This window comes from Marinobacter sp. C7, from assembly GCF_022343555.1.
GTDB lineage: Bacteria > Pseudomonadota > Gammaproteobacteria > Pseudomonadales > Oleiphilaceae > Marinobacter.
In genome coordinates this window covers 120,459-140,165 of sequence record NZ_JAKQZH010000006.1, presented here as the reverse complement: position 1 = coordinate 140,165, position 19,707 = coordinate 120,459, and the positions used below count along the sequence as shown (strand labels likewise).

20 protein-coding genes are annotated in these 19,707 nt (G+C 57.6%); 17 read left to right on the top strand and 3 right to left on the bottom strand.

Translation table 11 applies throughout. The annotated features are described in order from the left end of the window. The first annotated feature begins 2 nt into the window (after window positions 1-2). From MD273_RS18225 to MD273_RS18145, 17 genes are all read left to right on the top strand, one after another. Window positions 3-998: a branched-chain amino acid ABC transporter permease gene (locus MD273_RS18225; RefSeq protein ID WP_239039218.1), complete on the top strand. Its 996-nt coding sequence runs from the start codon at window positions 3-5 to the stop codon at window positions 996-998. Window positions 999-1,276: 278 nt separating this feature from the next. Then, on the top strand, window positions 1,277-2,110 hold the full coding sequence (locus tag MD273_RS18220) for a helix-turn-helix domain-containing protein (RefSeq protein WP_239039217.1): 834 nt from the start codon (window positions 1,277-1,279) through the stop codon (window positions 2,108-2,110). A 158-nt stretch (window positions 2,111-2,268) separates the two neighbouring features. Continuing rightward, window positions 2,269-2,454, top strand: a complete 186-nt coding sequence (locus MD273_RS18215; RefSeq protein ID WP_239039216.1) for a Flp family type IVb pilin — start codon at window positions 2,269-2,271, stop codon at window positions 2,452-2,454. Between the two features lie 78 nt (window positions 2,455-2,532). Next, window positions 2,533-3,051 (top strand): A24 family peptidase, encoded by a 519-nt coding sequence (locus MD273_RS18210; protein WP_239039215.1) that lies wholly within the window; start codon window positions 2,533-2,535, stop codon window positions 3,049-3,051. 33 nt (window positions 3,052-3,084) lie between these two features. Beyond that, a complete protein-coding gene (locus MD273_RS18205; RefSeq protein ID WP_239039214.1) occupies window positions 3,085-4,407 on the top strand; it encodes a DUF8689 domain-containing protein in 1,323 nt (440 codons plus the stop codon). A 5-nt stretch (window positions 4,408-4,412) separates the two neighbouring features. Further along, window positions 4,413-5,216 carry a Flp pilus assembly protein CpaB gene (gene cpaB, locus MD273_RS18200; RefSeq protein WP_239039213.1) on the top strand — a complete coding sequence of 268 codons (804 nt, stop codon included), beginning with the start codon at window positions 4,413-4,415 and terminating at the stop codon, window positions 5,214-5,216. A 70-nt stretch (window positions 5,217-5,286) separates the two neighbouring features. Further along, window positions 5,287-6,777, top strand: a complete 1,491-nt coding sequence (locus MD273_RS18195; RefSeq protein ID WP_239039212.1) for a type II and III secretion system protein family protein — start codon at window positions 5,287-5,289, stop codon at window positions 6,775-6,777. A 10-nt stretch (window positions 6,778-6,787) separates the two neighbouring features. After that, complete coding sequence (locus tag MD273_RS18190) at window positions 6,788-7,075, top strand: hypothetical protein (protein WP_239039211.1); 288 nt, start codon at window positions 6,788-6,790, stop codon at window positions 7,073-7,075. 15 nt (window positions 7,076-7,090) lie between these two features. Next, a complete protein-coding gene (locus tag MD273_RS18185; protein WP_239039210.1) occupies window positions 7,091-8,284 on the top strand; it encodes a Tad domain-containing protein in 1,194 nt (397 codons plus the stop codon). 18 nt (window positions 8,285-8,302) lie between these two features. After that, the gene (locus MD273_RS18180; RefSeq protein WP_239039209.1) at window positions 8,303-8,776 is read left to right on the top strand and encodes a TadE family protein; all 474 of its coding nucleotides are present in this window, start codon (window positions 8,303-8,305) and stop codon (window positions 8,774-8,776) included. Continuing rightward, on the top strand, window positions 8,773-9,258 hold the full coding sequence (locus MD273_RS18175) for a TadE/TadG family type IV pilus assembly protein (RefSeq protein WP_239039208.1): 486 nt from the start codon (window positions 8,773-8,775) through the stop codon (window positions 9,256-9,258). Before MD273_RS18180 ends, MD273_RS18175 begins: the two co-directional genes overlap by 4 nt. A gap of 22 nt (window positions 9,259-9,280) precedes the next feature. Then, window positions 9,281-10,459: a CpaE/TadZ family protein gene (locus MD273_RS18170; protein ID WP_239039207.1), complete on the top strand. Its 1,179-nt coding sequence runs from the start codon at window positions 9,281-9,283 to the stop codon at window positions 10,457-10,459. Window positions 10,460-10,469: 10 nt separating this feature from the next. Next, window positions 10,470-11,837, top strand: coding sequence for a TadA family conjugal transfer-associated ATPase (locus tag MD273_RS18165; protein ID WP_239039206.1), 1,368 nt, complete (start codon window positions 10,470-10,472; stop codon window positions 11,835-11,837). A 3-nt stretch (window positions 11,838-11,840) separates the two neighbouring features. Then, window positions 11,841-12,824, top strand: coding sequence for a type II secretion system F family protein (locus tag MD273_RS18160; protein ID WP_239039205.1), 984 nt, complete (start codon window positions 11,841-11,843; stop codon window positions 12,822-12,824). Window positions 12,825-12,836: 12 nt separating this feature from the next. Then, complete coding sequence (locus MD273_RS18155; RefSeq protein WP_239039204.1) at window positions 12,837-13,796, top strand: type II secretion system F family protein; 960 nt, start codon at window positions 12,837-12,839, stop codon at window positions 13,794-13,796. Between the two features lie 29 nt (window positions 13,797-13,825). Further along, window positions 13,826-14,800, top strand: a complete 975-nt coding sequence (locus MD273_RS18150) for a tetratricopeptide repeat protein (protein WP_239039203.1) — start codon at window positions 13,826-13,828, stop codon at window positions 14,798-14,800. 517 nt (window positions 14,801-15,317) lie between these two features. After that, entirely contained in the window at window positions 15,318-16,664 is a 1,347-nt protein-coding gene (locus MD273_RS18145) for a hypothetical protein (protein ID WP_239039202.1), read from the top strand. 58 nt (window positions 16,665-16,722) lie between these two features. Here MD273_RS18145 and MD273_RS18140 read toward each other — a convergent pair whose 3' ends face one another. The 3 genes from MD273_RS18140 to MD273_RS18130 all read right to left on the bottom strand — a co-directional run bounded on the left by MD273_RS18140 (window position 16,723) and on the right by MD273_RS18130 (window position 19,699). Continuing rightward, a complete protein-coding gene (locus MD273_RS18140; protein WP_239039201.1) occupies window positions 16,723-17,163 on the bottom strand; it encodes a DUF7282 domain-containing protein in 441 nt (146 codons plus the stop codon). 216 nt (window positions 17,164-17,379) lie between these two features. Then, window positions 17,380-19,068, bottom strand: a complete 1,689-nt coding sequence (locus tag MD273_RS18135; RefSeq protein ID WP_239039200.1) for an AMP-binding protein — start codon at window positions 19,066-19,068, stop codon at window positions 17,380-17,382. A gap of 52 nt (window positions 19,069-19,120) precedes the next feature. After that, entirely contained in the window at window positions 19,121-19,699 is a 579-nt protein-coding gene (locus MD273_RS18130; RefSeq protein WP_239039199.1) for a peroxidase-related enzyme, read from the bottom strand. Between the last annotated feature and the right edge of the window lie 8 nt (window positions 19,700-19,707).

The window sequence follows — 19,707 nt, the reverse complement described above, 5'->3', positions numbered from 1 at the left end:
ATATGAATCAGCCAGTCAATTCTGCCGACATTCACAAGGCCATTGTGGAACAGCAAGCCGCCCAGGACCGTAAGAAGTTGATGCTCAATGGCGTGCTGTTGCTCCTGCTGCTCGCGGCGCCATTCATGATCTACCCGGTCTTCCTGATGAAGATCCTTTGCTTCGCGCTTTTTGCCGTGGCATTCAACCTGCTTTTCGGGTTTACCGGCCTGTTGTCGTTTGGCCATGCGGCCTTCCTGGCAACTGGCGGATACACCACCGGTTACCTGCTGAGCAACTACTCGGGGTTGACCACGGAGATGGGCATCATTGCCGGTACCCTGACCGCAACGGCGCTTGGTGTCGCCTTCGCGTTGCTGTCCATCCGCCGGCAGGGCATCTACTTTGCCATGGTCACACTGGCCCTGGCGCAGCTGGTGTTCTTCTTCTTCGTGCAGTCCGAGTTCACCCACGGTGAGGATGGTATGCACGGGATCCCCCGCGGCGAGCTGTTTGGCCTGATCAATCTGGAAGACAACCTGAACATGTACTACTTCGTGCTGGTCGTCTTCATTGCCTGTTACCTGTTGGTACAGCGCATCGTCAGCAGCCCCTATGGCCAGATCCTGAAAGCAATCAAGCAGAACGAGCCGCGTGCGGTATCACTGGGCTATAACGTGGATCGTTACAAGGTACTTGCGTTCGTTATCTCTGCGGCACTTGCCGGACTGGCCGGCTCGATGAAGTCCGTGGTGTTCCAGCTGGCTTCCCTCAATGACGCTCACTGGCATATGTCGGGCGAGGTCATTCTCATGACGTTGGTTGGCGGTATGGGGACCTTGCTCGGCCCGGTGGTAGGTGCGACATTCGTCGTGAACATCGAGTACCAGCTGTCTCAGGGGGCTCTCCGTGACTGGGTAGACCCGATTCTTGGGGGTATCTTTGTACTGACGGTCCTCGCCTTCCGTAGCGGTATCGTGGGGGAGCTCCAGAAGTTCATCAAGAAGAACCTCGGCTGATCCGGGAAACGAAGCAGGGGTCAGATGAGAAGTCTGCTTCTCATCTGACCCCAATTTTTTCCTCTTAACACGTATTCCTGCCTTTTGTTTCGGGACATTTCATTCTTTTCTGAATTGTAAAATTCTGCAAAATGGCCCGTTGGCTTTCTTGACGTATTTGGTTCGCTTTCCTATTAGTTTTAGTTGCCCCGCAAGAAAATTAACAAAAATACATGTTAATTTGAGCAGGTCCAGATGGATCTGGCATCCCGAAAATCCACAAAAAGGGGATTGGGCAAATGGAGAGAGCTACCGTCGTACTGGTGGATGCCACCCAGTACGGTGCGGATCCGGAAGTCGCCAGGGTAATTGACCGGCACTTTCCAGTGGTCAGGGTTTCAGCGAAGGATGATCTGGCGTCAGTGTATGCCGCTCATGACCGGGTTATCTGCTGCTTTGAGTTCGATTTTCCGGATATTTCCAGCCTGTCCTTGCTGAGCGAGGCCAAGCAGGAGTTCCCGTCGGTGCCGGTGCTGATGTTTACCCAGCATCACTCGGAGGCTCTCGCCGTATGGGCGCTGCGTAGCCGTGTCTGGGATTATTTCGTCAAGCCCGTCCAGTCGGACAGCGTTCTGGAAGCGCTGAGCAGGCTGGAAAAGTTGGTGGGGAACCCCAAGGACCGTTCCGAGCGGGCCACCATTATCAAGTCCCAGCCCCTCCCCGATGATGCACGCTTCAAGAAACACCGTTGTGAGGACAAGATTGTCGAGTCCGCCGTAGCGTTCATTGAACAGCACCTGTCTGAAAAGTTGATGCAGACGGACATTGCTGCACTCTGCGGGAGCAACAGTTACCAGCTCAGCCGTGCCTTCAAGCGGGTCCACGGCATTACCTTCCAGGAGTACATCGTCCGGCGCCGGATCGATAAGGCAACCGAACTTCTGCAGAATAACAGCGCCTCGGTGATTGATGTCTGCTGGGCCGTGGGCTTCCACGATGCCTCCCACTTCACCCGGATGTTCCAGCGCCATATGGGTATGACGCCCAGCCAGTATCGGCATAAATGCCGCACCACAAGGGAAGAGGCAGCTTCTTCTCCCCAGCTTTCTCTGTACCAGTCCCTGGAACTCTGATCGCGCTCTGCAAGATTCTCCTTTTGCAAAATCCTCCTATTCTTTCGCCGGAATACTCCTAACCCACTTCTGAATAACTTCTTATCCTGAAACTACAGCGCACGGATATGTCGCTGTGCCTTCAAGGAAGTATGTCTAACGACTGCAGGAGTTACGAGATGAAAAACTTCAAGGAAAAGGTAGTTGCGTTTCTTCGGGATGAAGAGGGTTTGGAGCTGTCCGAGTATGCGGTAGCAGGGTCTTTGATTGTGCTTGGGACCGTTGCCGCGTTTCAGCTTCTGGGCGGAAACATTGCGACCGTGATTGACAGCATTGCCGATATCATTGTTCCGCCGGCGGCATAACCAACACGCGACGTATACCAGGGGAGGGCGACATGTTCCCCTCTCCTGGTCCCTCAAACAGGTTTGTCGGAGGATGCGATGGATTCCACCAGCCTAGGGATAGCGACGACACTCCTTTTCGGACTGCTTGCTGCAGTCTACTTCGACTTTTCAAGCCGCAGGATCCCGAATGTTCTCACGTTTTCAATGATAGTGCTGGGAATCACTCTGCACAGTCTCGGTGCGCAGTGGCAAGGAGCCGGGTTTGCGCTTTCGGGTTTGCTGGTCGGCTTGTTCTGTTTCTTGCCACTGTATTTTTTTGCAGCACTTGGAGCGGGAGACGTCAAGTTGCTCGCCGCTGTTGGTGCTTTGATCGGGCCGTATGCCGTGTTTTTGAGCGCTGTGATGACTTTGCTTGTCGGCGGAGTTTTTGCCCTGGCGTTTATTACCTGGAAGGGAGGGCTGTTTGAGATGGCCCGCCGGTATTGGTCAATGTTTGTATCTCTTGCCTATTTGCAACCGACTTACATCGCCCCTGCGAAGGGCGAGGCTGCCGGGCTACGGCTGCCTTATGCACCAGCGATAGCCTGCGGAACAGCCCTGTCGGTTCTTCTTTAGGCGGGAAAATCAACGGAAGTGAAGGAGCAAGCAATGGACGCCGAACTCTTGTTAACCGATTACAGGGATACGCATCCGAAAGCCAGTAATGACGTTGGCCGCCCCCACAGCCTTCAGGACACCGGTCTTGACCATTTCTTTGTCGCTGACCTGCTGATCAAACATCTTAGCCTTGCAAGCAACCAGACACTCCAGCAACTGGCCCGGAATATTTCCCTGCCTGGCGCTATTCTGGAACCGGTGATTGCGCACCTGCGCCAGGAGGCAAAGGTTGAGAGCAGGGGCGCCGATTTCTCGGAAGGTGGCGTACGCTACGCGCTGACAGACCGTGGCCGTGCTGCCGCTCTGGAAGCGTTGTCCCGTGACGGGTACGCCGGCCCGGCACCTGTCACTCTCGAAGCCTACTCGCAAATTGTTCGGCGACAATCAGTCTCAAAATGCGTGGTTACGGAAGATGATATCCATCGCCTTTTCCGGGACACTGTGATTGAGGAAAGCCTGCTGGCTCAACTGGGGCCTGCGGTGCACTCCGGCCGCGCCATGTTCATTTATGGTCCTGCTGGCAGCGGCAAGAGCTACATTACCCGCCAACTGGTCAGGCTCCTGGCCGGCCCGGTTTATGTTCCCTACTCGATTCTGGTGGGCGACACGGTGATCAGTCTGTTTGACCCGGAATTCCACCACCCGGTCCATGGCGAGGAGCAGGATCCCGTGCATTTGGGCAACGGTCACGATCCCCGTTATGTCCTTTGCTACCGCCCGGAAGTGACCACGGGTGGTGAGCTCACCCTGGATATGCTGGACCTCAAATTCGACGAGCAACGCAAGCAGTACCAGGCGCCACTGCAGCTCAAGGCGAGTAACGGCATGTTGTTGATCGACGACCTGGGCCGGCAGCGGGTATCCCATGTGGACCTGCTCAACCGCTGGATTGTACCCATGGAGGAAAAGCGGGATTTCCTCAACCTGCGCGCGGGGCAGCATTTTGCCGTTCCTTTCGACATGCTGCTGATCTTCTCCACCAACCTTAATCCGCTGGATCTCGCCGATGAGGCGTTCCTGCGCCGCATCGGTCACAAGATCGGATTCAAAACCCTGGAGCCGGAGCCGTTTCTACGACTCTGGAAACAGGTCTGCCAGACCATGGGGATCGAGGACGATCCCGACGCAACCCGGTACATGATGACAGAGCTCTACCCGACCCAGGGCAATGTCCTGTTGCCCTGTCATCCCCGGGACCTGCTCGGTCTGGTCAGTGACTACTGCCGGTACCGCGGGTTACCGGCCAGGCTGACTACCGAATCCATTCGGTGGGCCTGGCAAAACTACTTCGTGCAGCTGGAAAACGTGGGGTGACCGCTATGTTCAAGTCAAGAACCATTCTGATGCTTTCTTTTGCCCTTGTGATGGGGCTCGGCGCTGCTTACCTCGCCAGGGGCTGGGCGCTTGACCGATTTGCGGCCCCAGCTACGGAGGACGGTGTTCCCGTGGTCGTAGCGGCCCTGCAGATCCCCTTCGGCAAGAAGGTGGAGCCCAGCGACCTTAAAATCGCCACTATTCCGAAATCCATGGTTCCGTCCAGCGCTTTGACGGAAGTCGAGGAGATTGAAGGGCAAGTGGCTACAACGACTATTTATCCGGGTGAAATGATTCTCGAGGAAAAGGTGGCCGCCTTTGGCGGTGGCAGCGCCCTGTCTGCGGTGATCGCGCCAAACAAGCGAGCTGTGACAGTTCGGGTAAACGACGTGATCGGCGTTGCCGGGTTCCTGATGCCCGGTAACCGGGTGGATATTGTCGCCGCGAAGAAAAACGGTAGCTACCGCTACGAATCAAGGACCCTGCTGGAGAACGTGAAGGTTCTGGCAGTGGACCAGACCGCCTCGCCGGAAAAGGACAAGCCGGTCATCGTTCGGGCGGTCACGCTCGAATTGACCTCGGATGAAGCTGAAGAACTGGTGAAAGCCACCCAGGAGGGCATGATTCAGCTCGCCTTGCGCAACCCGCTGGATGACAGCCTGCGCCCGGCGCCAGAGCCGGTCAAGGAAGAGGTGGTGGCGGAGGTCAAGCCGGCCCCGAAACCCGCGCCACGCCGGGTTGTGGTGACCAGTTCTCGCGTAACCATCATCCGTGGGACCGATGTCAGCACCTCGAAGGTATCCATGTAGGGCGGAATTTGATGTCGCGGTTGCCGGGGGTTGGCAGCCGCTAAAGAAGTAACCCAGGGAGAGAGTGACCATGACAACAATGACGAAGAAACTGTCACTGCAGGGATGCCTGATCGGGCTGTTCCTGTTCTTGTCCGCAATCCCGCTCGGCGTGAAGGCGCAGGTGATGCTGGCAAGCGGTATGGACCGGCAAGTGGTGGAGGTGGCGCTGAACCAGTCCCAAATCCTCTACCTCGAACAGCCGGTTGCGAAGATCTCGGTCGGTAATCCTGACATTGCCGATATCCTCATCCTGAGGTCCCGTCAGCTTTATGTGGTGGGCAAACAGCTCGGCTCCACCAACGTGACGCTGTGGGATAACAGCAACCAGGTTGTCGCCGCGGTGGGCATTGACGTGACTCACGACCTTGAGGGCCTTAAGGCCAAGCTTCACCAGGTGCTGCCGGGCGAGGAGATCGAGGTCCGCTCATCCCAGGATGCGATCATTCTCAGTGGCGAGGTGGGCAGCGCCTCCCGGATGGCCGCCGCGCTTGATCTGGCCCGGAGCTTCCAGGGTGGGGAGGACAGCAAGGTCCTCAACATGATGCAGGTGGGCGGTGCCCAGCAGGTGATGCTGGAGGTGCAGGTGGCCGAGGTCTCCAGGGATTTCCTCAAGCGCATCGGTGCCAAGTTCGAGGCCATGAATGCCAACTCACTGCTGACCATCGGTGCTGGCAATAACGGTACCGCTCTGGCCCCTGCGGCTTCGATACCGGGCGGTGGTACCAATACCTTGAGCCCCATAGGTCCGCCGGCTACCCAGATTCTCCGGGAACCGCTGACTTTCGAGAGCACTGGCCTGTTTGCCAGCTTCCTGGATGGCGACACCCTTTTTGACCTGGTCATTGATGCCGCCCAGGAAAACAATCTGGCCAAGGTACTGGCCGAGCCGACCCTCACCACCCTGACTGGCCAGGAGGCGACCTTCCATGCTGGTGGTGAGTTCCCGATTCCTGTGGGTAGTGGTCAGGACAACGGCATCAAGATCGAGTTCAAGGAATTCGGTATCAGTCTAGGCTTCCTTCCCACCGTGCTGGATTCCGGAATGATCAGTCTCAAACTGAACATCAAGGTCAGTGAACTCAGCAACCAGAACTCCATCGTGCTGGATGTTCCTGACACCGCCGCGACCTTCTTCATCAATGCGCTGACCAGTCGCAGTGCTTCCTCGACGGTTGAACTGGCGAACGGTCAGACCATCGGGGTTGCGGGTCTGATCAACGAAAACCTTAGGGAGCGGGTAAACAAGTTCCCGGGGCTGGGCGACCTGCCAATCCTGGGCAATCTGTTCCGTAGCCAGGAATTCGTGAAAGGAAAGACCGAGCTGGTCATCCTGGTGACGCCGCACTTTGCGAAACCGGTGGACCGCAAGCAATTCAGCCTGCCCACGGACTACTTTGTGGAGCCTTCGGATCTGGAGTTCTACCTCCTGGGTTACATGGAAGGCAGGCGGAAGCCGGGTTCGGAAGCAGCACCGGTACAGCAAGGCAGTGTCAAAGGACAATTCGGTCACGAACTCTGAGGTGGACGTTATGGATGCATACAACCGCACAATCAAAACAGCAATCACAGCACTGGCCGCGGGATTGCTTCTGGCAGGGTGCGCGTCACCCAGTTCGGAGGACCAGTTCGGCAACTCCGTCCGGCAGATGATTGCCGCCCAGAAGTACGTGCCGCCCGGGCAGGAACCGCCCGAGCTGCCGGTGCTGGATGGCCGCAAGGCCGAGGCCGGGTACAACAGCTACATCAAGGATACCGGCAAGCCCGAGAGGCTGGGACCGGACATGAGCGGTGGCATTGGCCTGGGGCTGGAACGCTGATCGGGAGGATAGACCATGGACGCGGTCAACAAGGCAAGGAAATTCCAGCAAGGCGCCATTCTGCCCATGGTCGCGATTTCCCTCGTCGTTATCCTGGGGATGGCCGCCCTGGCGCTGGATATCAGCAATGCCCACCTGGAGAAGACCCGGCTTCAGAACGCTCTGGATGCCGCAGCGCTCAGCGCGGCCAAGGTTCTGGACCAGACGGGTAATACCGCGCTGGCGGATGCGGCCGGGCATACCACGTTCGATGCCAATACGGCGGCGCCGGGCAATGCCGGCCTGGGTGAGGCCTCGGCCAATGGCAGTCTCACGCTGGTCCTGGAATTTTCCAATACGCTGAATCCCTTCGTGCCCGGCACGACACCGGCACAGTACGTTCGCGCCCGGGTTGACAGCTATGACGTGGCCGAGTGGTTCGCGCCGGTGCTCGGCATCAACGATCTGGCTATTGCCGGTACCGCTGTCGCCGGGCCCAGTCCCAGCATCCAAACCGCCTGCAACGTAGTACCCATGATGGCTTGCGGAACACCTGGCGAGGAAAATTACGGTTATTCCCGCGGTGAGGTAGAGCAGCTGAAGATTGGCTCCGGAACCAGCTCTGAGGTAGGTAATGGCAATTTCTACCTGATCCGGCTTGATGGCAGTAGCGGTGGTGCTGACATCCGGGAGGCCGCAGCGGGCAAATTCGACGCCTGTCTGGATGCCGGTGGTGACGGGGATATCGAAACTGAGCCTGGCAACACTGTGGGTCCGTTTGCCCAAGGCATCAACACCCGGCTTGGCTACTACAACGGCCCGGTCAGTGCCGATGAGTATCCCCCGGATTGGTTCACCGATCACGAGCCTTATTCCGAAGAGGATTACCTGGCTGAAGACAACATACCCCCCTACGACCTCGATTGGTATCTGAGTCAATACGAGAACGTTAATCCGGATGCGCCCCCTACCGGGCTGCCTGGACGCCGGATACTGACCATGCCGGTGGGTAACTGCGACGGGCTCGCCAACGGCCAGAGTTCCGTGGAGTTACTGGGTTTCAGCTGTTTCTACATGATCGACAAAATGCAACAGGCCGGCCAGGCCGTGTTCTATGGCCAGTTCAAGGATGACTGCGGTGGCAGCGGGAAGCCGGGACCGGATCCTGGCATAGGGCCAGGCCCCCGGATTATCCAGTTGTACAAGGACCCGGACACCTTCGACAGTTGAGGAGCTCCGGAGCAGGAGGTGAGTGACGACATGGACGCACTGATCAAGACCGAAAGAAAACAGAAGGGCATTGCCACCCTGGAATTCTGGCTGACGGCTCCGTTTCTGCTGCTGATCGTATTTGCGGTGAGCGAGCTTGGCTGGGCGTTCAGCCAGTATCACACCATGACTCGGGCCACACGGGACGGCGCCAGGCACGTTTCCTCATCGGCGATGAACGGAAGCATCGGCCTTATTCTTCTGGACAGCAACCTGGTGCAGCAAACCAGCAACCTGGTGGTTTTCGGCAACACTCTGGGCGCTGGAGAACCTCTGCTGCCCGGCTGGTCCACCAGCGACATTTCGGTAACCAGTCCCGATGCAGCCCACGTCACTGTGAGCGCCACCTACAGCTATATCCCGTTGATCGGACAGATCCCTGCCTTTTATGGGGGCGAACCGATCAGCATGGCCTTTGAAATGCAGAGCACTGTGCAGATGAGGGCGCTATGAACATCAGAAAGCAGTCAGGCTTGCATACCGTGGAGTTTGCGATCGTCGGGGCGATGTTCTTTATCCTGCTTTTCGGCACCATCGAGTTCGGGCGGCTGATGTTTGTCTGGAACACGCTGGACGAGATGAGCCGGCGCGCAGCCCGGGTGGCTGTGGTTTGTCCCATAGAGCACAGCGCTATCCGCCGGGTTGCCATGTTTGATGAGCCGGGTACCTCCGGTGAGAGCCCGATCCTCGCTGGCCTGATGGAATCAAATATCTCCATCGACTATCTCACTGCTACTGGTGGGGTCATAGCCGACCCGGCGGGCAACTATCTCGATATTGAATTCATTCGTAGTGAAGTAAGCGGTTTTCAGCACCAGCTGATCATCCCGTTCTTTTTCCGGACTTTCGAACTGCCACCGTTCGTGACGGTTTTGCCGCGCGAGAGCCTCGGTGTGTCCCGGGAAGGCACCGGCTGTTTCGGGACCATCAGTTGAATCATCAAGGAAGGGCGAAGCCATGAAAGCACGTATTACCGTTCTGATTGCCGGGCGCAATGCCCAGGAATTGCAGGAGCTTGAGGACATGCTCGGTGACCAGCCGGGACTGGCGCTGAGCAAACGCCTGATTACCAATGGCCATTCCGATCCCCTGTACAACCTCAAGGATTTACCGGACGCGCTGATTTTCTGCACCACGGCTGCCTGGGAAGATGAACTCAGGTCATTGGATGACAGGCCGATCAATGGCCGGGTGCCAACGATTGTCACCGGTCCTGAGAACATGACGATCATGCGCACCGCCATGCGGGTGGGAGCACGGGACTATTTCAGCTTTCCTGCGCCCAAGCAGGAGGTCCTGGAGTCCCTGGTCCGGATAGCCGCCGAACTGGTGCCGGATAAAGACACGAATGGCGGGCTTTTGGCCGTCATCAATGCCAAGGGTGGTTCCGGTGCCAGCACCATCGCAGCAGCACTCGCCCACAGTCTTGCCGAGAGGATGGAGCAACGGGTGGCGCTGCTCGATATGGATCTGCAATTCGGCAACCTGGCCTCGGCTTTTGATCTGCACGAGGGCGGAGGGCTCGTGGATGCCATCCTCAGAGCCGACAACATGGACCTGCTGGCGCTTGAAGGTCACATGCTCAAACACAAGAGTGGTCTGCATCTGTTGGGCAATAGTTCGGATCAGCTTGTAGTGTCTGGCGACATCGACGAAGGCCAGCTGCAAAAGCTGCTGGCCCTGCTGCGTTCCGGTTATGACCATACGGTTGTTGACCTCCCGCGCCAGATCGACGGTGTGACCGGCATGATGCTGGAGTCCGCGGACAGGGTGCTGGTCGTGCTGCAGCAAAGCGTTTCCCACATACAGGACGCCCGCCGCCTGCTGCACTATCTGACGCGCTATATGGGGGTTCCCGCTGACCGGATTGGTGTTGTGGTCAATCGGTGGGACAAACGTCTGGCGTTGACGGCGGGAGACATTGAAAAGGCCCTCGGTATCGGAGATATGACCTTCATTCCCAACGACTACGCGAAAGTGGCGGAAAGCTCGAACCTGGGCGTGCCGTTGCTGGAGGCAGCGCCCTCGTCACCGGTTAGCCGGAGCATGGTGCATATGGCGGAGGTGCTGAGCGGCAAGAAAGTGGTTCCACAATCTGGCCTGGGCCGGATGTGGCGGAAACTGGCAGGAGCCTGAGGAGAGTGTCATGGAACTGAACAGACTGAACGAATCTGGCAAAGGCGAGCCCGAGCCGCCACTGGTTCACAATGGAACCGGTCTTTCTCCGAGCCGCAGAGCCGAGGAAGAGCAGGAGCGGGCCTGGAAGCAGAAGATCCACCAGAAACTGATGAAAGTTCTGGATCTCTCACTTCTGGGCACATTGGGTAAGGAAGAGGCCGAACGCCAGTTGCAGGAAATCGGTCAAAGGCTCATGGCGGAGGAGTCTATACCTCTTTCTCTGACTGCCCGCCAACGTATTATCCGCCAGATCCAGGATGACATTCTGGGTTTGGGCCCCCTGGAGCCTCTGCTGGCGGACAAATCCATCGCCGATATTTTGGTCAACGGCCACGACAGCATCTATGTCGAGCGCAACGGCAAGCTGGAAAAGGTGGATGTCAGTTTCCATAGCAACACCCACTTGCTGAACATTATTGACCGCATCGTCTCCAGTGTCGGGCGCCGGATCGACGAATCCTCGCCCATGGTTGATGCCCGCCTGAAAGACGGTTCCCGGGTGAATGCGATTATCCCGCCGCTGGCGGTGGATGCTCCGCTGCTTTCGATCCGACGCTTTTCGATCGGTCGCCTGTCCATGGAAGCCCTGATGGAGAAGGGCACTCTGACGGCGCCTATCGCGGGCCTGCTGGAGAGCATTGTGCGTGGGCGTCTGAATGTATTGATTTCAGGTGGCACCGGGTCGGGTAAAACCACATTGCTGAACGTGCTGTCAGGCTTTGTCCCGGATGACGAGCGAATTGTCACCATTGAGGACTCGGCCGAGCTTCAGCTTCAACAGCCCCATGTGGTGCGCCTGGAAACACGGCCTCCGAACATCGAGAACAAGGGGGAAGTGACCCAGCGGGATCTGGTACGGAACAGCCTGCGGATGCGGCCGGACCGGATTATCGTGGGGGAGGTCCGGGGTGCCGAAGCACTGGACATGCTCCAGGCCATGAATACCGGCCATGACGGCTCCATGACCACACTGCACGCCAACGCTCCTCGGGATGCCCTGACCCGGATCGAGAACATGGTCTCCATGACCGGCACCACCATGCCGGTCAAGGCGATCCGCTCCCAGGTGGCATCGGCCATTGACGTCGTGCTTCAGGTAGAGCGGCAGGAAGACGGCACCCGTCGCCTGGTCAGCGTGCAGGAGATCAACGGCATGGAGGGCGATGTGATCACCATGTCCGAGCTCTTCAGCTTCCGGCGTGTAGGCCGGGATGAGAACGGCAAGGTTATCGGGCATTACAAGGCGACCGGCATTGTGCCCCGTTTCCACGAGCATCTGCACCAGCGGGGCATTGCAGTGCCCCTGTCGCTTTTTGACCCCGATTTCGAGGATTGAACCATGGAAGCCTTGGGAGACAAACTCTGGATATTTCTCGCCCTGGTGTTCGTTGCAGTATTCCTGCTGTCCCAGGGGTTGGTGATTCCGGTTTTCGGTGAGAGCCGGGGGGCGCGCAAGCGACTCAACGAGCGCATGCACAAGCTGACCCAGGGAGAGGAAGGCCAGAAGCGGCTTTCCCTCATGCAGGAGCAGTATCTGCGCGGACTGTCGCCTCTGGAAAAACGACTTGAGTCCATGCACCTGCTCCAGCCGCTTGTGAGCCTGATTGCCCAAAGTGGTTATCAGACGCGCGCTTACCGGGTGCTCTTGCTGGCGCTCTTGCTGGCTATGGTGGCTGCCTTCGTTGGCTACAGCATGACGAAGGCCTGGTGGGCGCCGCTTGCACTGGCTCCGATTGCCGCCAGCGCGCCTTTCCTCTATTTGCGCAACAAGCGCAGTAAACGGATTGCCAAGATTGAGGAACAGTTGCCGGATGTGGTGGATGTCATCATCCGGGCCTTGAGGGCGGGGCACCCGTTCATCGAAGCCATTCGCCTGGTCTCGACAGAAATGCCCAGCCCGGTGAAGGAAGAGTTCCAGAAAACCTTCAATGAGATCAATTATGGCGGTGATGTGCGGGCGGCACTGTTTGGTCTCCTGCAGCGGGTACCCAGCGTGCTGGTGATGGCTCTGATCACCGCGGTACTGGTGCAACGGGAGTCCGGGGGTAACCTGGCCGAAGTGCTTGAAAAGATTGCCGGCGTGATTCGGGGGCGTTTCCGTTTCCAGCGGAGGGTTCGCACATTGTCTGCGGAGGGAAGGATTTCAGCCTGGGTACTGACCTTGACGCCGTTTGTGCTCTTCGTGCTGATTTCACTCGTGAACCCGGATTACATGCCCATGCTTATCGAGAGTCCCCGGGGCGGCGATATCGTTCTGCTGGCGCTCATATTGATTGTGGTCGGCGTTTTCTGGATCAAGAAGATCCTCAATATCAAGGTGTAGGAGGAAAAGGCCATGGATTACCTGATCGGACTGCTCGATACCGTCATTCAAGACCGGCAGATGTCGCAGTACGCCTTTATCGGTTTAATGGCCGTGGCTGTATTCTGTCTCGCCCTGGCCGGCATGTATCTGGTCTCCACCATGTTCCATCCCGTGCGCAGCCGACTGCATACGGTGGTCGCACCGGAGGCCGAAGAGGAACGACGGGAGGGCCCGGTGTCCTCCTTCCTGAAATCAACTGCCCCGCATTTCCTGCCCAAGAAGGAAGGGGATCGTAATCACACGAGGGAACGGTTGATACACGCCGGCTACCGGAATGAAGGCGCCCTCGCCAACTTCTATGCCATCAAGACCTTGCTCATTGTTGGTCTGCCGTTAGCGGTTTTCTTCGGCCTGCGCTGGATGCCGGCGGTTACTAACGTGGAAGTGATCCAGGCCGTGGCTGTCGCCTTGCTGGCTGGTGCGCTGGGCCCTAATTATGTGCTGGGAAAGAAGATCGAGCGTCGCAAACGCCGACTGTACAACGGCTTCCCGGATGCTCTGGATCTGTTGGTGGTTTGCACAGAAGCTGGATACGGACTGAAACCAGCGCTCCAAAGGGTCTCCGATGAGCTTGCGATCGGCCATCCGGAACTGTCTGAGGAGCTGGCTCTGGTAAACAGCGAAATGCGTGCCGGCGTAGATAGAGTCGATGCCCTGAAAAACCTGGCGCAACGCACCGGGCTTGAGGAAATCGGGGGGCTGGTTGCGCTCCTGAGCCAGAGTCTGCGCTTTGGTACCAGCATCGCGGAATCGCTGAGAATCTATTCCGAGGAGTTCCGTGACAAGCGTATGCAACGTGCGGAGGAAGAGGCCGGCAAAATCTCCACCAAGATGGTGTTCCCCCTGGTTTTGTGCATGTTCCCGGCATTCTTCGTCGTCGCGATCGGCCCCGCAATTATCGGGTTGCTGGATCACTTCCAGGTTTACTGATGTCGATAACAAGAAAGGGAGAGTTTGCCATGATTGGACAATGGACGGATGCTGCGCCTGCTGCGAAAGGCCAGAACCTTTCAGGAATTCGGAAGCTGGCGGGAGTCGGCCTTGTGGCCACACTGCTGGTCCTGGGCGGCTGCGCGAGTGGTCCCCAGATCAAAAGCGGCAACGCATACACAGATCTGTACGACGGCAAGTCAGAGCTGACTTTTTCCACCCTGATGCCAGTCGAGTCCGCTCAGGAGGCCATCGCCCGGGGCGATGCAGCCTATCGACAGGGGAAACTGGATGAAGCGGTCTTCGAATATATCCGATCCCTGGAGCTGGATCCGGAGAATGCGGATACCTTTTACAAGGTCGGTGCCATCAACCAGCACAAGGGCGCTTCGGACAAGGCAGCCTCGGCGTTCCAGCTCGCCCTGCAGCTGCAGCCGGACCATGCCGGTGCCCTTGAAGGCCTGGGGCTGATGCTCATGAAGCAGCGTCAGCACGACAAAGCAAGAGTGCTGCTTGAAGAGGCGGTGGCTGCCGATGAAACCCGTTGGCAGGCATTCAATGCCCTCGGAATCATGGCCGACCTGCGAGGCGATTTTGCTGCTGCGAGGGCCTTCTACGACAGGGCGCTGGCGATATCTCCCCGAAACGCCCGGATTCATAACAACCTGGGTTATTCCTTTTATCTGATCGGCCACTGGAATCGTGCCGAATACCAGTACCAGACTGCCCTGAATATCGATCCCGAGCACGAGCGCGCCTGGCGTAATCTCGGCCAGCTCTATACCCGCCTGGAACGTTACGATGAGGCGTTGGAGGTGCTCATCAAGGTCATGCCGGAGGCGGATGCCTGGAATACCATTGGCTACATCCTGATGAATGAAGGCAACTACCGTCAGGCGGAAGAGTTCTTTGGTAAAGCTGCCAAGGCATCGCCAAGCTACCATGTGACCGCCAACGAGAACCTGGAGCAGGTGCGCCGGCTGATTGCGCGAAGTGGAGATTGACGTTTGATGGACGGAGTGCAGGGGCCAAGGCAGCGAGTGGTTCTCCGGTGAAAATGGGGTCAGATGAAGAGCGCAGCTTTTCATCTGACCCCTACTTGGTTTTTGACTCCATCATTTATGCCTCCTGGATGATTCCTTTTTCACCCTGATTTTGATGGATTGCCACTGTAGAAATTTGTAAACACGCTTCGTTACTGCTACGGGCTCCCACCGATACGCGCTCTCTGAAAAGTAAAATTAAATCATCTAAAACAGTAGGTTAGCTGGCATATAACAGTCCCTTTTCGTGTAACCATCATTGTCCTGATGTTTCCTACCGTAAGCGTCACTTTCCCGACAGATTCCGGCAGAGAAAAAGCGAACCTGATCACATTTTGATCAGAATCGGACCCGGTATGATTTGCCCAATTCGTCAATAAATTGGTGCAAAACGATGTCATATCGCGGCAAAAAAACAGCGAAGCAGGGGCTGCTGGCTCTATCGGTATCACTTCTTCTTTCGGGCTGCCTCAAGGATATGACGGCCAGCGACAGCAATACGGTGACGCAGGCCCAGGAGCCAGGCGTCGAGGTCGCCGGTGCGGCAATGAAAGGTGTTATCCAGAAAGGCATTGTGACAGCGAGCCGGCTGCGTGCGGACAACACCGGGTATTACTCTCCGGACCGGCTGGCGGCAAAGCCCGTGCTTACCGGAGATGATGGCAGCTATGACCTGCGCCTGCGTGGGAAGGCTGACGGTTGGGCCCTGGTTGAGCTCCAGGCAGACGGTTCGACCCGCATGATCTGCGATGTGGTGCCCCGTTGCGATCAGGCAGGTGCCGACCCCGTCGCATTTGGCCAGCCAATGCCGCTGGATAACAGTTTCAGCCTGCGCGGTGCTGGTGATCTGATCACAGAAACCGTCCACCTGACTCCGCTGACCCATCTGGCCGTGACACTGGCTGAACGCAGTGCGAACGGACTGTCTCCGGAAGCACTGTCTGAAGCGTACCAGGCTGTCGAGAGCTGGTTCGGGCTCTCATCCGGTGCGCTCCGGCTGGCCCCGCCGGATCTGACCCGACTGGACGATCTGGGCAGCATTTCTGCGGATGCCCTGCAGGTTGCTATCGCCAACGCAGCCTTTCTGGCTCTGGTGAATGACAGCAGCCGTTGGAATACCATTTCCGAGGTCCTGGACAATATGACCTCCCAGATCGCGGCCAATGGCCGGATCGATATCATGGGAGACGGTGTGAACGTTGCGCTGTCGGATCTGGTCAGTGCCGCAGCGCTGCAATCCTCAGAGCTGCAGGCTACTGTCGAATCGAGTGTGATCAGCCAGAAGCTGGTTGTCGTCGAATATCGTAATGTCCAGCGATTCAAGACTATTGCCGATGTCTACGCCGAGTCGGACAGCGTCGTTGCAGATACCGGGGGTAGCACAGACAGCAGCACGGGTACCGTTGACGGTGGCAGTGACACCATCAGCGAAACGAATACCGGTGGTGCCGTTGACCAGACGACCGACAACACAGATGCAACGGGCACTGACACTGAGGTAGTGGATGGTGGCACCAGCGAGCCCACTGCAACCGATACGGTCCAGGAACCCGCTGTTCCGGCCAACGCTGCTCTGCTGAGCTGGACCGCTCCGCTGACCCGTGAGAACGGCCAGAGCCTCAGCATGGGTGAGATTGCCGGTTTTGAGGTGGTCTACGGTACCAGTCCGGATAAACTGGATCAGTCACTGGCAATCGGGGACGCGTCCGTCGATGAGCTTCTGGTGGATGAGCTGACCGAGGGCACCTGGTATTTTGCCATGCGGACCCTCGATACCGACGGTAACCGTAGCAGCCTGTCCGAGATCGTGTACAAACAGATCTGATTTTTGTTGGGTTGCTGCCGCGCGCCAAACGTGTGCGCGGCAGCCAGGGTCCTTCGGGTTATTTGGCGGTAATGGTAGTCATGACCAGTTTACCGTCTTTGCGGACAGGGCCATCTTCCTTGGCCCCGAGCGTGTACTCGAAGGTGCCGGTTTTCATGCCTCCATCTTCGCCATGTACCATTAACATAAGCATCTCACCGGGTTTGACCTCCTCGGTAAGGATAGCCGCCACATCCATGTTCTTGCCCATCTTTAATGGCGCATGACCAACGACGGGGCCCGGCTTCATGTTTTCACCGGTGCGGTGAACGACCAGCCAGCCATTCATCTCTGCATTCACTTTTTTCGCGGTAACGGTGCCGGAGGCGACGCTCTGGTCATCTGCCCAGACTTGTGCGCCGTCCATTTCATGGTGGCCAGCCATGGCGGTGCCTGCCAACAGCGCGCCGGATACCAGGGTGGCTGCCAGAACTGCGTTTTTCTTGCCGTGTTTTTTCATGACGTTCTCCTCGAGCTTGGTTGTAACCCACCTTTGTCAGAGGGATTTGAGATGGGTGTATTTCAGCTACGGGCGAGAACGGAAGAAAGTTGCAGCGTTGCCACAAAAAAATCTGTTGGGGGGCAGCCTGACGTCTTGAGGGGGGCTTCAATGCCGGCCGGGGAGGGAGGAGGTGTCCCTCCCCGACAGGGGGAGGGACATGGGTTGGATCAGGATCTACTGCTTCAGTCCCATCTCTTCGATGGAGATTTCCCGCATCTTGAACTTCTGGATTTTCCCGGTGACGGTCATCGGGAATTCGTCCACGAACTTGTAGTTCTTCGGGATCTTGAAGTGGGCGATCTTGCCCTTGCAGAAAGCCTGAAGGTCGTCTGCGTCTACGGGGTCTGCATCCGGGCGCAGCTTCACCCAGGCGATCAGTTCCTCACCGTATTTCTCGTCCGGAATGCCGGTGACCTGCACCTCTTCAATGGACGGATGGGTGTAGAGGAACTCCTCGATCTCTTTCGGGTAGATGTTCTCGCCGCCCCGGATCACCATGTCCTTGATGCGGCCGACAATCTGGATGTAGCCCTCTTCGTCCATGGTGGCCAGGTCACCGGTGTGCATCCAGCCGGCATCATCGATGGCTTCCCGGGTCTTTTCCTCGTTGTTCCAGTATTTAAGCATCACGCTGTAGCCACGGGTACAGAGTTCGCCAATTTCACCCCGGGGAACCACGTTGCCGGTGCCCGGATCGACAATCTTGGTCTCCAGGTGAGGCTGGGTACGGCCCACGGTGGTCACCTGCTTCTCGAACGGATCGAGGGAGCTGGTCTGGGTCGAAACCGGGCTGGTCTCGGTCATGCCGTAGGCAATCTGGACTTCCTTCATATTCATCTTGCCGTTGACCTTCTTCATCACTTCGGCAGGGCAGATGGAGCCCGCCATGATGCCGGTACGCAGGGTGGAAAGGTCATAGGTTTCGAACTCGGGTTCGGCGAGTTCGGCGATGAACATGGTCGGCACACCGTACAGGGCGGTGGCTTTCTCCTGGTGAACCGCTTGGAGAACGGATTTCGGCTCAAAGCCTTCGTCCGGATAGATCATGGTGGAACCGTGGGTGATACAGCCGAGGTTACCCATGACCATGCCGAAGCAGTGGTACAGCGGCACCGGAATCACCAGACGGTCCTTCTCGGTAAAGCGCTGGCTCTCCGCCACGAAGTAGCCGTTGTTGAGAATGTTATGGTGGGTGAGCGTGGCGCCCTTGGGGTTTCCGGTAGTGCCGGAAGTGAACTGGATATTGATGGGGTCATCAAACTGCAGTTCATCCTGGCGCTTGTACAGTTCTTCCTCGGAGACGTCGCCAGCAAAGTCCACGAACTCTTTCCAGGTCCACATGCCATCGTGCTTGTCTTCGTGCACGTTGATCACTGCGCGCAGGTCGGGACAGCTGTCGGCCTTGAGCTTGCCCGGGGCGCTGCGCTTGAGTTCAGGAGCCAGTTCGTAAACCATCTCCCGGTAGTTGGACGCCTTGAAGCTGTCCGCTGTAACCAGCACGCTGATTCCGGCCAGGTTCATGGCGTACTTGAGTTCATGCACCCCGTACGCGGGGTTGATGTTCACCAGGATGGCGCCAACCTTGGCGGTGGCAAACTGGGTCACGGTCCACTCGTAACGGTTAGGCGACCAGATGCCCACCCGGTCACCACGTTTGACGCCGATGGCCATGAATGCCCGGGCGGCCTCGTCGACCTTCTCCACAAACTCTTTGTAGGTCCAGCGGATGTCCTGGTGCAGGCATACCAGGGCTTCGGTGTCCGGATACTTCTCCGCTGTACGGTCCAGCATTTCACCAATGGTCATGCCCAGCAGGGGCACTTCCGCGGTTCCGCTGGTATAGCTTGGTAGAGTCTTGCTCATGTCTCTGCCTCCATTGTTGTTGTATTCGAGGGCAAGCAAGTCTGCATACTTGCTAGCGACTCTGGCTGTGATATTCGGGGTTGGGTTGCATATCGCTGGCAATTGCCACGCGGTTGGACATGTTGTAAAAGCCGACCAGGTTGCTCAGATCCCAGATGGCACGGTCACTCAGACCGGCATCCCGCAGAGCCTGGATGTCTTCTTCGGTTACTGTGGCCGGCGAGCGGGTCAGGTGGGATGCAAAATCCAGCATCGCCCTCTGGCGCTTGTCGAGTCTGGCGCTGCGGTAGTTCATCACCATGTGCTCGCCCAGGACAGGGTCGCCGCTCAATACCCGCACTGCGGCGCCGTGAGCTACCAGGCAGTAGAAGCATTTGTTCTCGGAAGAGACCACGACCGCGACCATCTCCCGTTCCAGCTTGGAGAGCTCGCCTTCGCCGAGCATCAGCTCGTTGTAGAGGCGGGTAAAACCCTCCAGCTGTTTCAGGTTCTGGCTATAGGCGGTCAGTACGTTCGGGATCATGCCGAGCTTTTCCTGGCAGATCTGGAAGTACTTCCGGGTGTCTTCCGGCATGTCGCTGATTTCCGGGATCGGCAGGTCCAGGGCGACGACGTTCTTGTTCTGATTCATGAAAGCTC